At 74.0% G+C, this 13,407-nt stretch carries 10 protein-coding genes; 1 reads left to right on the plus strand and 9 read right to left on the minus strand.

The window, feature by feature from the left end; translation table 11 throughout:
* Positions 1-74 precede the first annotated feature (74 nt).
* Entirely contained in the window at positions 75-1,481 is a 1,407-nt protein-coding gene (locus ACWIYF_RS24945) for an FAD-dependent oxidoreductase (protein WP_448625512.1), read from the plus strand.
* A gap of 66 nt (positions 1,482-1,547) precedes the next feature.
* Here ACWIYF_RS24945 and ACWIYF_RS24950 read toward each other — a convergent pair whose 3' ends face one another.
* The 9 genes from ACWIYF_RS24950 to ACWIYF_RS24990 all read right to left on the minus strand — a co-directional run bounded on the left by ACWIYF_RS24950 (position 1,548) and on the right by ACWIYF_RS24990 (position 13,373).
* Positions 1,548-2,261 carry a gamma-glutamyl-gamma-aminobutyrate hydrolase family protein gene (locus tag ACWIYF_RS24950; RefSeq protein WP_448625513.1) on the minus strand — a complete coding sequence of 238 codons (714 nt, stop codon included), beginning with the start codon at positions 2,259-2,261 and terminating at the stop codon, positions 1,548-1,550.
* Positions 2,258-3,025, minus strand: a complete 768-nt coding sequence (locus ACWIYF_RS24955) for a 3-oxoacyl-ACP reductase (protein WP_448625514.1) — start codon at positions 3,023-3,025, stop codon at positions 2,258-2,260. The genes ACWIYF_RS24950 and ACWIYF_RS24955 overlap by 4 nt, the downstream gene beginning before the upstream one ends.
* A 26-nt stretch (positions 3,026-3,051) precedes the next feature.
* Positions 3,052-4,413 carry an aldehyde dehydrogenase family protein gene (locus ACWIYF_RS24960; RefSeq protein WP_448625515.1) on the minus strand — a complete coding sequence of 454 codons (1,362 nt, stop codon included), beginning with the start codon at positions 4,411-4,413 and terminating at the stop codon, positions 3,052-3,054.
* Entirely contained in the window at positions 4,410-5,759 is a 1,350-nt protein-coding gene (locus ACWIYF_RS24965; protein WP_448625516.1) for a glutamine synthetase family protein, read from the minus strand. Before ACWIYF_RS24965 ends, ACWIYF_RS24960 begins: the two co-directional genes overlap by 4 nt.
* Complete coding sequence (locus tag ACWIYF_RS24970; protein WP_448625517.1) at positions 5,756-7,318, minus strand: amino acid permease; 1,563 nt, start codon at positions 7,316-7,318, stop codon at positions 5,756-5,758. The genes ACWIYF_RS24965 and ACWIYF_RS24970 overlap by 4 nt, the downstream gene beginning before the upstream one ends.
* A gap of 178 nt (positions 7,319-7,496) precedes the next feature.
* The gene (locus ACWIYF_RS24975) at positions 7,497-8,567 is read right to left on the minus strand and encodes an inositol monophosphatase family protein (RefSeq protein ID WP_448625518.1); all 1,071 of its coding nucleotides are present in this window, start codon (positions 8,565-8,567) and stop codon (positions 7,497-7,499) included.
* Positions 8,560-11,376, minus strand: coding sequence for a phosphoenolpyruvate carboxylase (gene ppc, locus ACWIYF_RS24980; RefSeq protein WP_448625519.1), 2,817 nt, complete (start codon positions 11,374-11,376; stop codon positions 8,560-8,562). Before ppc ends, ACWIYF_RS24975 begins: the two co-directional genes overlap by 8 nt.
* 81 nt (positions 11,377-11,457) lie before the next feature.
* On the minus strand, positions 11,458-12,318 hold the full coding sequence (locus ACWIYF_RS24985; protein WP_448625520.1) for a tetratricopeptide repeat protein: 861 nt from the start codon (positions 12,316-12,318) through the stop codon (positions 11,458-11,460).
* Between the two features lie 53 nt (positions 12,319-12,371).
* A complete protein-coding gene (locus tag ACWIYF_RS24990) occupies positions 12,372-13,373 on the minus strand; it encodes a TIGR03557 family F420-dependent LLM class oxidoreductase (RefSeq protein ID WP_448625521.1) in 1,002 nt (333 codons plus the stop codon).
* Positions 13,374-13,407: the final 34 nt, after the last annotated feature.

A 13,407-nucleotide genomic window follows, 5' to 3' on the forward strand; every position in this document is an offset into this window, starting at 1 on the left:
GGGGATCCTCCGAAGGTGGACGGGGCGAGGGGTGGCCTGGTGCACACCCACCGCGCCGGGTCAGGATGCCAGGCGTGACGAACGACAGCGCCGGACCCGCTCCCTCCGCCGACCGACCGCTGCGGGTCGCGGTCATCGGCGCCGGCCCGGCGGGCATCTACGCCGCCGACGCCCTGACCCGGCAGGACGACGTCCCGGTCGCGGTCGACCTGGTCGACCGGCTGCCCACCCCGTTCGGCCTGGTCCGGCACGGCATCGCGCCCGACCACCCGAAGATGCGGGCGATCCGCGAGACGCTGCACCGGTTCCTCGACCACCCGCGCGTGCGGTTCGTCGGCAACGTCGAGATCGGCCGCGACCTCACCCTGGACGAGCTGCGCCGGCACGTCGACGCGGTGATCTACACCTACGGCTCGGCGCTGGACCGGCGGCTCGGCATCGAGGGCGAGCACCTGCCCGGCAGCCTGGCCGCCACCGACCTGGTCGCCTGGTACTGCGGGCACCCGGACGCCGACCGGGCGCTGGTCGAGGACGCGGTGCGGCACGCCCGCTCCGTCGTCGTCATCGGGGTCGGCAACGTCGCGCTGGACGTCGCGCGGGTGATGGCCCGCACCGGTGAGGAGCTCGAGCCCACCGAGATGCCGCAGCACGTGCTGGACGCGCTGGCCGCCTCGCCGGTCCAGGAGGTGACGATCCTCGGCCGCCGCGGCCCCGCGCAGGCGGCGTTCACCACCCAGGAGCTGCGCGAGCTCGACGGGCTCGCCGGCGCCACCGTGCTGGTGGAGCCGAAGGACCTCGAGCTCGACCCCGACGCGGAGGAGCGCGCGCAGGCCGACCGGGTGGTCAGCCGCAACCTCGCGGTGCTGCGGGAGTGGGCCGGCCACACCCTCGAGCCCGGCCGGATCCCGCTGCGGCTGCGGTTCTTCAGCCGGCCCGCCCGCCTGCTCGGCACCGACCGGGTGGAGGCGATCGAGATCGAGCGGACCGCGGTGGACGGCGACGGGCGGGCGGTCGGCACCGGCGAGACCGAGGTGCTGCCCGCCGACCTCGTCATCCGCTCGGTCGGCTACCGCGGCATCCCGCTGCCGGGCCTGCCCCTCGACGAGCGCTCCGGCACCGTGCCCAACGTGGAGGGACGGGTGCACCGCGACGGCGCGCCGTCGGCCGGCGAGTACGTCGCCGGCTGGATCAAGCGCGGGCCGACCGGCGTCGTCGGCACCAACAAGCACGACGCCCGCGAGACGGTCGCCCACCTGCTGGCCGACGCCGCCGACGGCACGCTGCGAGTGGGCGGGCCGGTCGACGACCTGGTGCAGACGCTGATCGACCGCGGCGCGGAGCCGGTGCTGCTCGAGGACTGGCGGGCGATCGACGCCGCCGAGATCGCGCTGGGGGCGACCCGCGGCCGGGCCCGGACGACGCTGCACGAGCGCGAGTCGCTGCTGGCCGCGGTCCGGGAGGCAGCCGCCCGCCCGAGGTAGTCGCCGTCCTGACCCACCGTGCGACGTCCTGGCTCACGTCCCACCGTGATCCAGGAAGGGCTGGGATCAGCTGAGCTGATCGTGGCCCGCCCCGGCGGCGGCCACCAGACCCGCGAACAGCCGCCGGTCGTCGCCCACCTCCGGGTGGCCCTGCACGCCGATGACGAACCGGGCGCCGTCGAGCTCGGCGGCCTCGACGGTGCCGTCGTCCGCCCAGGCCACGGCCGTGAGTCCGGCGCCGAGCCGCTCGACGGCCTGGTGGTGGTGGCAGGCCCAGGTGGCCTCGGTGCCGATCAGCCCGGCGAGCCGGCTGCCCGGCGCGATCCGCACGTGGTTGTCGCCGTAGACGCCCGGCGACGGCACGTGCACGTCGGTGCCGACGACGTCGGGCAGGTGCTGCACCAGTGCGCCGCCGCACGCGACGGCCAGCAGCTGCAGCCCGCGGCAGACGCCGAGCACCGGGAGGTCGCGCTCCAGCGCACCGGCCAGCAGCGCCAGCTCGGCGTCGTCGCGGTGCGGCTGGGCCGGGCCGGTGCGCGCCGCGCGGGTGGCGCCGTAGCGGGCCGGGTCGACGTCCGCGCCCCCGGCCAGCACGAGCGCGTCGAGCCGGTCGAGCACCTCCGCGTCGCCGGGCAGCGGCGGCAGGAGCACCGGGATGCCGCCGGCGGCGGACACCTGCCGCACGTAGTCGGCCGGGAGCAGGACGGCGGGGCAGTTCCAGACGCCCCACCGGGCCGTCTCCTGGTAGGTGGTGACGCCGACGACCGGACGACGGGTCACAGCGGGGTGACGTAGGCGCCCGAGATGCCGCCGTCCACCAGGAAGGTCGAGGCGGTGATGAACGAGGCGTCGTCGGAGGCCAGGAAGGCCGCCGCCGCGGCGATCTCCTCGGACTCGGCGAACCGGCCCATCGGCACGTGCACCAGCCGGCGCGCGGCGCGCTCCGGGTCGCTCGCGAACAGCTCCCGCAGCAGCGGGGTGTTCACCGGGCCGGGGCACAGCGCGTTGACCCGGACGCCCTGCCGGGCGAACTGCACGCCGAGCTCGCGGCTCATCGCCAGCACCCCGCCCTTCGAGGCGGTGTAGGAGATCTGGCTGGTGGCCGCGCCCATGACCGCGACGAACGACGCCGTGTTCACCACCGCTCCCCCGCCCCGTTCCAGCAGGTGCGGGATGCCGTACTTGCAGCACAGGTACACCGAGGTCAGGTTCACCTCCTGCACCCGCCGCCAGGCGTCCAGCTCGGTCTCCAGGATCGAGTCGTCGTCTGGCGGGGAGATGCCGGCGTTGTTGAAGCAGACGTCCAGCCCGCCGAACCGGTCGATCGCGGCGGCGTACATGCCCTGGACGTCGCCGGCGTCGGTGACGTCGGCCCGCACGAAGAGCCCGTCGATCTCCTCGGCCAGGGACGTGCCGCCGTCCTTGTCCAGGTCGGCGACGACGACGTGCGCCCCCTCCGCGGCGAACCGGCGGGCGCTGGCCCGGCCGATGCCGCTGGCCGCGCCGGTGATGACCGCGACCTTGCCCTCGAGCCGACCTGCCACCTGTCCTGCCTCTCGGTCCAGTCGCTTCACTCAGTTGCGAGGAAGACGTTCTTCACGTCGGTGAACGAGTCGAGCGCGTCCGGCCCCAGCTCCCGGCCCAGCCCGGACTGTTTCATCCCGCCGAACGGCGTCCAGTACCGCACCGACGAGTTCGAGTTCACCGAGAGGTTGCCGGCCTCCACCGCCCGGGCCACGCGGAACGCCCGCCCGAGGTTCTCCGTCCAGATCGAGCCGGACAGCCCGTACTCGGTGTCGTTGGCCAGCCGGATCGCCTCGGCCTCGTCGTCGAACGGGACGACGGCGACGACCGGGCCGAAGATCTCCTCGCGCCAGGCCGGCGAGGCGGGGTCGACCGGCGCGAGCACGGTCGGCGGGAACCAGAAGCCGGGTCCGTCCGGCGCGCTGCCGCGGAAGGCGACCGGGGCGTCGTCCGGCACGTAGGCGGCGACCCGGTCGCGCTGGCCGGCGCTGATCAGCGGGCCCATCTCGCTGTCCTCGGACCGCGGGTCGGCCACCTTCAGGCCGGTGACCGCGCCCTCGAGCCGGCCGAGGAAGTCGTCGACCACCGAGCGCTGCACGAGGATCCGGGACCGGGCGCAGCAGTCCTGCCCGGCGTTGTCGAAGACCGCGTACGGCGCCGCGGCGGCCGCCTTCGCCAGGTCGGCGTCGGCGAACACGATGTTCGCGCTCTTGCCGCCGAGCTCCAGCGTCACGCGCTTCACCTGCTCGGCGCAGCCGGCCATGATCCGCTTGCCGACCTCGGTGGAGCCGGTGAAGCACACCTTGCGCACCGCAGGGTGCGTGACGAACCGCCAGCCCACCACCGAGCCCTTGCCCGGAAGCACCTGGAAGACGCCGTCCGGAAGGCCGGCCTCCCGGGCCAGCTCGGCCAGCCGGATCGCGGTGAGCGGGGTGAGCTCGGCGGGCTTGAGGACGACGGTGTTCCCGGCGGCCAGCGCGGGTGCGAACCCCCAGCCGGCGATCGGCATGGGGAAGTTCCACGGCACGATGATCCCGACGACGCCGAGGGGCTCGGCGAAGGTGACGTCGACCCCGCCGGGCACCGGGATCTGCCGGCCGGCCGCCCGCTCCGGCGCCGCCGAGTAGTAGGTCAGGACGTCGCGGACGTTGCCGGCCTCCCAGCGGGCGTTGCCGATGGTGTGGCCGGAGTTGGCCACCTCGAGCCGGGCGAGCTCCTCGAGGTGGTCGTCGACCAGTTCGGCGAAGCGGCGCAGCAGCCGGCCGCGGTCGCCCGGCGCCACCGCCCGCCAGGCGGGGAACGCGCGCGCCGCCCGCTCGATCGCGGCGTCGGCCTGCTCGAGCGAGGTCTCCTCGACGGTGGTGACGATCTCCTCGGTGGCGGGATTGACGACGTCGAAAGCAGTCACAGGCGCTCGAATCCCCGGAATCTCTCCCAGTCGGTCACCGCGGCCTCGTAGGCGGCGAGCTCGACGCGGGCAGCGTTGGTGTAGTGGTCGACGACATCGTCCCCGAACGCCGTCCGCGCCACCCCGCTCTTCTCGAACAGGTCGGCCGCATCGCGCAGGGTGGCCGGCACCCGCGGCTTGTCGGAGTCGTAGGCGTTGCCGGGGAACGCCGCCTCGAGCGGCAGGTCGTTCTCGATGCCGTGCAGCCCGGCGGCCACCACCGCGGCCAGCGCCAGGTAGGGGTTGACGTCGCCGCCGGGCACCCGGTTCTCCACCCGCAGCGACGACCCGTGCCCGATCACCCGCAGCGCGCAGGTGCGGTTGTCGAAGCCCCAGGCGATCGCGGTCGGCGCGAAGCTGCCCAGCGCGAACCGCTTGTAGGAGTTCACGTTGGGCGCCATGAGCAGGGTCAGCTCCTGCTGGCAGGCCAGCTGGCCGGCGAGGAAGTGCTCGAACACCGGCGAGAAGCCGTGCGGCCTCATCCCCGCGAACACCGGCCGGTCGTCCCCGTCGCGCAGGCTGACGTGCAGGTGGCAGGAGTTGCCCTCGCGCTCGTTGAACTTGGCCATGAAGGTCAGGCTCATCCCGGACTGCGCGGCGATCTCCTTGGCGCCGTTCTTGTAGACGACGTGGTTGTCGGCGGTGCCGAGCGCGTCGCGGAAGCGGAAGGCGATCTCGTGCTGGCCGAGGTTGCACTCCCCCTTGGCCGACTCGACCGTCATCCCGGCCCCGGCCATGCCGTTGCGGATCGCGCGCAGCAGCGGCTCCACCCGCGCCGTGCCGAGCAGCGAGTAGTCGACGTTGTACTGGTTGGCCGGGGTGAGGTCCCGGTAGCCGCGGTCCCAGGCCTGCTCGAAGCTGTCCCGGAAGACGATGAACTCAAGCTCGGTGCCGGCCATCGCCGTCCACCCGTGCTCGGCGAGGCGGGCCAGCTGCCGGCGCAGGACCTGCCGCGGCGAGGGTGCGACCGGGGCGCCGTCCAGCCACTCCAGGTCGCCGAGCAGCATCGCCGTCCCGGGTAGCCACGGCACCCGGCGCAGCGTGGCGAGGTCCGGGCGGACGGCGAAGTCCCCGTAGCCCTGCTCCCACGACGAGATCGCGAACCCCTCGACGGTGTTCATGTCGACGTCGACGGCGAGCAGGTAGTTGCAGGCCTCGGTGCCGTGGGCGAGGACCTCGTCGAGGAAGAACCGGGCGTGGAACCGCTTCCCCTGCAGCCGGCCCTGCATGTCGGGGACGGCGAGGACGACGGTGTCGACCTCGCCGTCATCGACGAGCCGGGCGAGCTCCTCGGCCGTCAGGGTCACGCGGTCTCCTCCGCCAGCTCGATGTCCCGCTCGACCTCGGCCAGCTCCTCCTCGGTGCCCTGGACCTTCGGACCGTTGAACCACTTCCGCGCCGAGACCAGCCACCAGATCCCGGCGAAGCCGAGCACCACCAGGACGGCGACCGGCGTGTAGTTGAAGGTGGTCGCGTCGACCGGGCTGACCTGCGGCAGCATGAACAGCACGGTGATGAAGGCGACCCAGACCACCGCGATGATGCCGACGGGCCGGCTCCAGCGCCCGAGGTGCCAGGGGCCGCGCTGGAAGTCCTCGCCCGCACGCAGCCGCAGGAACGTCGGGATGACGTAGGCGATGTAGAGCCCGATGACCGCGATGGAGGTCACCGCTGCGTACGCCGTGACGTTCCACAGGTACGGCAGGCCGAGGACGAAGGCGCCGCCGGCCGCGAGCCAGATGGCGTTGGTGGGCGTGCGGGTCCGGGCGTTGATCCGGTGCCAGAAGGCCGACGCCGGCAGCGCGCCGTCCCGCGAGAAGGCGTAGATCATCCGCGAGTTCGCCGTCACCGACGACATGCCGCAGAACAACTGCGCGCCGATGACGATCAGCAGCAGGAGCTTCGCCGTCGTGAGCCCGACCGCGTCGACGAAGATCTGCGCCGGCGGGACGCCGGTGTCCGGCGCGTCCAGCGCGTTCTGGTAGTTCTGGATGGCGAAGGTGACGCCGATGAGCAGCACCCAGCCGGCGATCAGCGAGACGACGATCGACATGACGATCCCGCGCGGGCCGGCGACGTCGGCCGACCGGGTCTCCTCGGTCATGTGCGCCGAGGCGTCGTAGCCGGTGAAGGTGTACTGCGCGAGCAGCAGGCCGATCAGGGCCACGTACACGGTCGAGCCCCAGCCGGTGTTGTTGACGAACCCGGTGAACACGAAGTCCGCCGACTGGTGGTTGTCCGGCACGAACGCCAGCACACCGACGATGATCAGCACGCCGAGGATGTGCCACCACACGCTGATGTCGTTGAGCAGCGCGACGAGCCTGACACCGAAGGTGTTCAGCAGGCCGTGCACCAGCAGGATCAGGCCGAAGAGCAGGATCGTGTGCCAGGGGCGGGTGTCGAAGCCGAACTGCAGGTCGAGGAAGGCGTTGAGGAAGAACGCCGCGCCGAAGTCGATGCCGGCGGTGACCGCGACCTGGCCGAGGAAGTTGAACCAGCCGGTGAACCAGGACCAGGCGCCGGGGTTGTTCCGGGCGAGCTTGGCCGCCCAGTAGTAGAGGCCGCCGGCCGTCGGATAGCTGGAGCAGACCTCGGCCATGGCCAGCCCGACGATGATGACCATGATCCCGACGATCGGCCAGCCCCAGACGATGACCGCCGGGCCACCGGTGTTCATCCCGAAGCCGTAGAGGGTCAGGCAGCCGGACAGGATCGAGATGATCGTGAACGACACCGCGAAGTTGGAGAAGCCGGACATGTGCCGGCGCAGTTCCTGGGCGTAGCCCAGCTGATGCAGGCGGGCCTCGTCGCTGCTGGGTCCGGGGGCGTTCGGGGAGTGCCCGGCGGAGGTGCGAGGGTCCACGGCGTCGCCTTCTCTCTCGCGTCGGCGAACCGGCGGCATGCCGCTCGAGAGTGCGCCGCCTCGGAGCGCGGGCGGGCCCGGTCGGCGGAGTCGCGAGGCCCGCGTCGGGAACCAAGGGGGACCCATTGACGGGGTGGAGGCCGCCGGCTGTCAAGGGGATCGCCCCCGACTCCGCAGGTCAGGCGAACGCGCGGAGCAGTTCCTCGGCGGTCTCGCGGGTGTCCGCGGCGACGAACCGGATCAGCCCCTCGGTGTCCGGGCGCAATCGGACCTGGTCGCCGTCCGGGGTGAGCGCGACCCCGCCGGCCGCCGCGAGCAGGGCCAGGCCGCCGGCGACGTCGTGCACGTGCGCGCCGCTGCGGTCCAGGTCGTGCCAGGCCGCGGCCGAGCCGTCGGCGACCAGGCAGAGCTCGACCGCGGTGCAGCCGGTCACCCGCACCCGGCGCGCACTCGCCGGCACGGTGACCGCGTTCCCGCTGGGCGCGGACGGGACGACGACGGTGCTCCCGGCGCGCGGGCGCACCGGCAGCCCGTCGCGCCAGGCGCCCTCGCCGTCGGCCCACCAGCGCCGGCCCGAGGACAGGTCGACCACCACGCCGGCCAGGGGCCGCCCGTCCTGCACCAGACCGGCGGAGAACGCCCACGGCGGCAGCCCGGCCAGGAAGTTGCCGGTGCCGTCGAGCGGGTCGAGCACCGCCCACGGCGCGCCCTCGGGCACCCGCCGGTCGGTGCGCTCCTCGCTGAGCACCGGCACGCCCAGCTGACCGATCACCTCCGCGGCGGCCACGTGCGCGGCCTCGTCGGCGGCGACCGACGGGCTGCCGTCGGCCTTGACGCGGTCCTCGCCGGCGCCGCGCGCGAGGGCGACCGCCGTCTCGACGCGGGTGGCGGCCAGCGCCGCCAGGTGCAGGAACCGCTGCGCCACGGGGACGTCCGGCCCGGGCGGCGGCACCGGCACGACCCCGCGGCCGCCCGGCCGGTCGCGGACGCGGTCGCAGCCCCAGGCCGCCGCGGTCGCGAGCACCGCGGGGGTGTCCGGCCCGATCCCCGAGGAGGCCAGCAGCACCGCCTCCGCGATGCCCTCGGGCGTCCACTGCCGGCGCAGCAGGACCGCCGAGCCGTCGTCCCCCACGAGGACCCGGTAGGCCGGATCGCTCACCGCCGGGGCCAGCGCCGCCGGGGCCAGCGCGAGGGACGCCGCCGCGCGGGACAGCCCCGGACCGCCGGTGGCGACCCGGTGCTCAGCCACTGTTGCGAAGCGCCGTGGCGATGCCGTTGATGGTCAGCTGGATGTTGCGGCGGGTCAGCTCGTCGTCGTCGCCCCCGCGGCGGCGGCGCAGCATCTCGACCTGCAGGTGGTGCAGCGGCTCCAGGTACGGGAAGCGGTTGCGGATCGAGCGGGCCAGCGACGGGTTGTCGGCGAGCAGCCGGTCGTCGCCGGTGACCGCGAGGAGCATCCGGCAGCTGCGCTCGTGCTCGGCGGTGATCTGGTCGAAGACGCGGTGCCGCAGCCGGCGGTCGGGCACCAGTTCGGCGTAGCGGGCGGCGAGCCCCAGGTCGGTCTTGGCCAGCACCATGCCCATGTTCGACAGCACCGTCCGGAAGAACGGCCAGCGGCGGTGCAGCTCCTGCAGGCGGGCGAGACGGGCGCCGTCGCCGGGGGCCCCGTCCCCGGCGACATAGCTCTCCAGCGCGGAACCGGTGCCGTACCAGCCGGGCAGCATGATCCGGGCCTGCGACCAGCTGAACACCCACGGGATCGCGCGCAGGTCGGAGATCTTGTCGCCGGCCTTGCGCGACGGCGGCCGGCTGCCGATGTTCAGCTCCGACAGCTCCCCGATCGGCGTGGCCGCGCGGAACCACTCGACGAAGCCCGGCGTCTCGTGCACGAGCGCCCGGTAGGCCTGCTGCGCGCGGGCGGCGAGGTCGTCGAACAGCTCGTACGTGGCCTCGGCGTCGTCCCCCAGGCCCTCGATGTCGAGCAGCGTGGCCTCCAGCGTGGCCGCGACCATGGCCTCGAGGTTGCGGCGGGCGCGGTCGGGCTCGCCGTACTTGGCGGCGATGACCTCGCCCTGCTCGGTGAGCCGCAGCTGGCCCGCGACCGCGCCGGGCGGCTGGGCCCGGATCGCGTCGTAGCTCGGGCCGCCGCCGCGGCCGACGGTGCCGCCGCGGCCGTGGAACAGCCGCAGCCGGAGGCCCTCGCGGCGGGCGACCTCGACCAGCGCCAGCTCGGCGCGGTAGAGCGCCCAGTTGGCGGCCAGGTAGCCGCCGTCCTTGTTGCTGTCGGAGTAGCCGAGCATGACCTCCTGCACGTCGCCGCGGGAGGCGACCAGGGCGCGGTAGAGCGGCTGGTCGAGGACGGCGGTCATCGTCGCGCCGGCGTTCTGCAGGTCCTCGATCGTCTCGAACAGCGGCGAGATGCCGACCGGACAGGTGGGACCGTCCTCGCCGTCCGGGTCGAGCAGGCCGACCTCCTTGAGCAGGACGGCGACCTCGAGGACGTCGCTGACCGACTCGCACATGCTGATCACGTAGTTCGGGATCGCCCGCGGGCCGAGCAGCGCGACCTGCGCGGCGGCCGCCTCGAGGACGTCGAGCTCCCCGCGCACCTTCTCCGACAGCTCCGCGCCGCGGCGGACCAGCGGACGGCGCAGCCGCAGCTCGGCGGCGAGCAGCTCGACCCGCTGCTCCTCGCTCATCGACGCGTAGTCGGGCGTGACGCCGGCCCAGGCGAGCAGCTCGGCGACCACCTCCTCGTGCACCTCGGCGTTCTGCCGCAGGTCCAGCCCGCAGAGGTGGAAGCCGAACACGTCGACCGCCTCGCGCAGCCGGGCCAGCCGGTCGTCGGCCAGCGCGCCGGCGCCGTGGCTGCGCAGCGAGGTGTCGACGGTGTCGAGGTCGGCGCGCAGCTCGGCGGGGTCGGCGTAGGGCGGCAGCTCGACGTCCGGCTCCGGGCCGTGGATGTGCCCGACGGCGCGCTTCGCGGTCGCGGCGACGCGGGCGTGCACGCCGACCAGCGCCCGCCGGTACGGCTCGTCGGCGCGGAACGGGGAGTCGTCGCGGCTGGCCTCGGCCAGGTGGTACAGCTCGGGCGTCGGCGTGACCAGCCGGTCGGACATGGACAGCTCGACCCGCAGGGCCTCGGTCTCGGCGAGGTAGAAGCGCAGCGCCGTCTCGGCCTGGCGGGTGGTGGCGGTGCGGAGGGCGTCGGCGGTGACGTAGGGGTTACCGTCGCGGTCCCCGCCGATCCAGGAGCCGGGCAGCAGCATCGGCCGCCGGAACAGGCCGGCGTCGGGCCAGCGCTCGGTGAGCGCGCGCCGGAGCTCCGCGTTGATCGCGGGGATGACCTCGAACAGCGAGAGCTCGTAGTAGCGCAGCGCCTCGTCGATCTCGTCGGCCAGCCGCAGCCGCGAGAGCCGCAGCAGCGCCGTCTGCCAGAGCGTGAGGACCGCGCGCCACAGCTTCGCCGACCACTCGTCGTCGGCCTCGCCGAGGGCCGCGCGATCGCGCGCCCGGATCAGGTCGGCGACCTGCCGCTGCACCTGGGAGATGGTCTTGCGCCGGACCTCGGTCGGGTGGGCGGTGACCACCGGGCAGACCAGCGCCCCGGCGAGCTCGCGGGCCACCGTGTCGGCGTCGAGGTCGGCGCGGTCGAGCAGGCCGAAGGTGGCGGCCAGGCTGCCCTGCTGCGGCGGCGAGCCCTCGCGGCGGTGGAACCGGCGGCGCCGCTCGTGGTGGATGTCCTCGGCCAGGTTGGCCAGCAGGGAGAAGTGGCTGAAGGCGCGGATGACGTGGTTGGCCGAGCGGATGTCCAGGCCGTCCAGCCGCGCGGCCAGCTCGTCGCGCTCCACCTCGGAGCGGCGGATGCGGAACGCCTCGACGCGGGTCGCCTCCACCAGCGCGAGGACGTCCTGGCCGGCCTGCTCGCCGATCACCTCGCCCAGCACGCGGCCGAGCAGCCGGATGTCGTCGCGCAGCGGGGCGTCGTCGGCGCGGTCGTCGGAGGTGTCGCCGTTGTGGTGGCGGAGGTCGGCGACGTCGACGGTTGCTTCGGACACCCGGGGATCATCCCCCGCGCATGTGAACGGCTCATGTCGGCGCCGGGCCGCCGTCCCCGGGCTTTCGGTACAGAAAGCCCGTCAGCTCTCCTCGAACTGCTCCAGGGCGCGCAGGGCCAGGTCGTCACCGGCGGCCACACCCAGGCGGAACTGCTCGACCGCGCCGTCGACGTCCCCGCGCTCGACGAGCAGCAGGCCGAGGTTGTGGTGGCAGAAGACGTCGCCGGCGCGGATGCCGGCGCGGTAGGCCTCCTCGGCCGCCTCCTCGTCGCCGAGCTCGTCGCAGTAGAGGTTGCCCAGGGGCAACCAGGACTCGGTCTCCCCCAGCTTGGCGCCGTGCTCGAGCACCCCGCGGGCCTCGTCGGTGCGCCCGGTGTCGCGCAGCAGCCGGCCGAGGTCGGCCCGGGCCGAGGGATAGTGCTTGGCGCCGGCCCTCAGATCCGCCTCGAGCGCCGGGTCGAAGGTGGTCGCCCAGCGCCAGCTCGCGACGACGGCGGCGGCGACGGGATCGCCGAGCGCGGCACCCCGCTCCGCGGCGGCGAGGGCCTCCTCGCGCTCCCCCTGCTCGCGCAGCAGGAAGGCCAGGCCCAGCCAGCCGGTGGCGTCGCCGGACTCCCCTGCGCCGCGGTAGGCGCGCATGGCGCCGGCGAGGTCGCCCAGCTCCTCGAGCACCAGCCCGAGGTTGCGCCAGGCGTCGGACTCACCGGCGGCGAGCGCGGCCTGGTACGCCTCGACCGCGTCCTCGCAGCGGCCCTGGGCGGCCAGCGCGTTGCCCAGGTTGAACGACCCGACCGGGTCGCCGAGCTCGGCGGCACGTCGGAAGCACAGCTCCGCGTCGCGCTGCCGGCCGGCCTCGGCCAGGTCGCAGCCCAGGTCGATGAGCTCGCCGGGGTCCCCGGAGGCCCGGAGCCGCCGGAGGCGCCGGTCCAGGTCCTCTCGCACGCAAGAGATCATCACCGGGCGAACGCCCCGGCGGGACGGCTCGGCCGCCGACCTCACCCGATGGGGCGGGCGCCGCTGGCGCTGCCGAAGGCCTCCCGCCAGGCCGGCATCAGCGTCGCGCGGCTCCACTCGAGGAACGGCGCCTGCTGGTCGCCGCCGATCTGGACCAGCGCGAGGTGGGTGAAGCCGGCGTCGGCGTAGGCCTTCGCCGCCTCGAGCACCGCGTCGACGTCGTCCCCGCACGGGATGTTCTCGGCGACGTCGTCCTCCCTGACGAAGGACGACGCCGAGTCGAAGGCCGGCGGGCCGGGCAGCTCGGCGTTGACCTTCCAGCCGAGACCGAACCAGCGGAACAGCGCGTGTGCCCGCTCCACGGCGGCCGACCGGTCGGCGTCGTAGCAGATCGGCAGCTGCCCGACCCGCGGCTTGCCGGCCCCGCCGGCGGCGTCGAACTGCTCGAGGAGCTCGCGCTTCGGCTCGACGGCGATGACGAGGTCGGCGAGCTCACCGGCGATCTGCGCGGACTGCTCGCCGGAGACGGCGATCCCGATCGGCACCCGCTGCTCGGGCAGGTCCCACAGCTTCGCGGACTCGACGTCGAAGTGCTCGCCCCGGACGTTGACGTACCCGCCGTCGAACAGCTCGCGGATGATCCGGACCGCCTCGACGAACATCTCCTGGCGGACGTCGGCCGCGGGCCAGCCGCCGCCGACGACGTGCTCGTTGAGGTTCTCCCCGGAGCCGAGGCCGAGGGTGAACCGGCCGCCGGAGAGCAGCTGCAGCGTCGCGGCCTGCTGGGCGACGACCGTGGGGTGGTAGCGGAACGTCGGGCAGGTCACGTAGGTCATCAGCGGGATGCGGCTGGTCGCCTGCGCCGCGGCGCCGAGCGTGACCCAGGCGTTGGGCGAGTGGCCCATCTCGTCCAGCCACGGGAAGTAGTGGTCGCTGCTGACCGCGAAGTCGAAGCCGACCTCCGCGGCGGCGACCACGTGACCGACCAGGTCCGCCGGCCCGGCCTGCTCGGTCATCATCGTGTAGCCCAGCTGCATCGCCATGCGGCCCCGGCTACCCGAGGCCCCTGACGGGCAA

Source organism: Geodermatophilus sp. URMC 64 (assembly GCF_053502555.1).

Coding starts and splice junctions, on each gene's coding strand:
- ACWIYF_RS24990 (WP_448625521.1), bottom strand. CDS start 13,373: ATGGCGATGCAGCTGGGCTACACGATGATGACCGAGCAGGCCGGGCCG.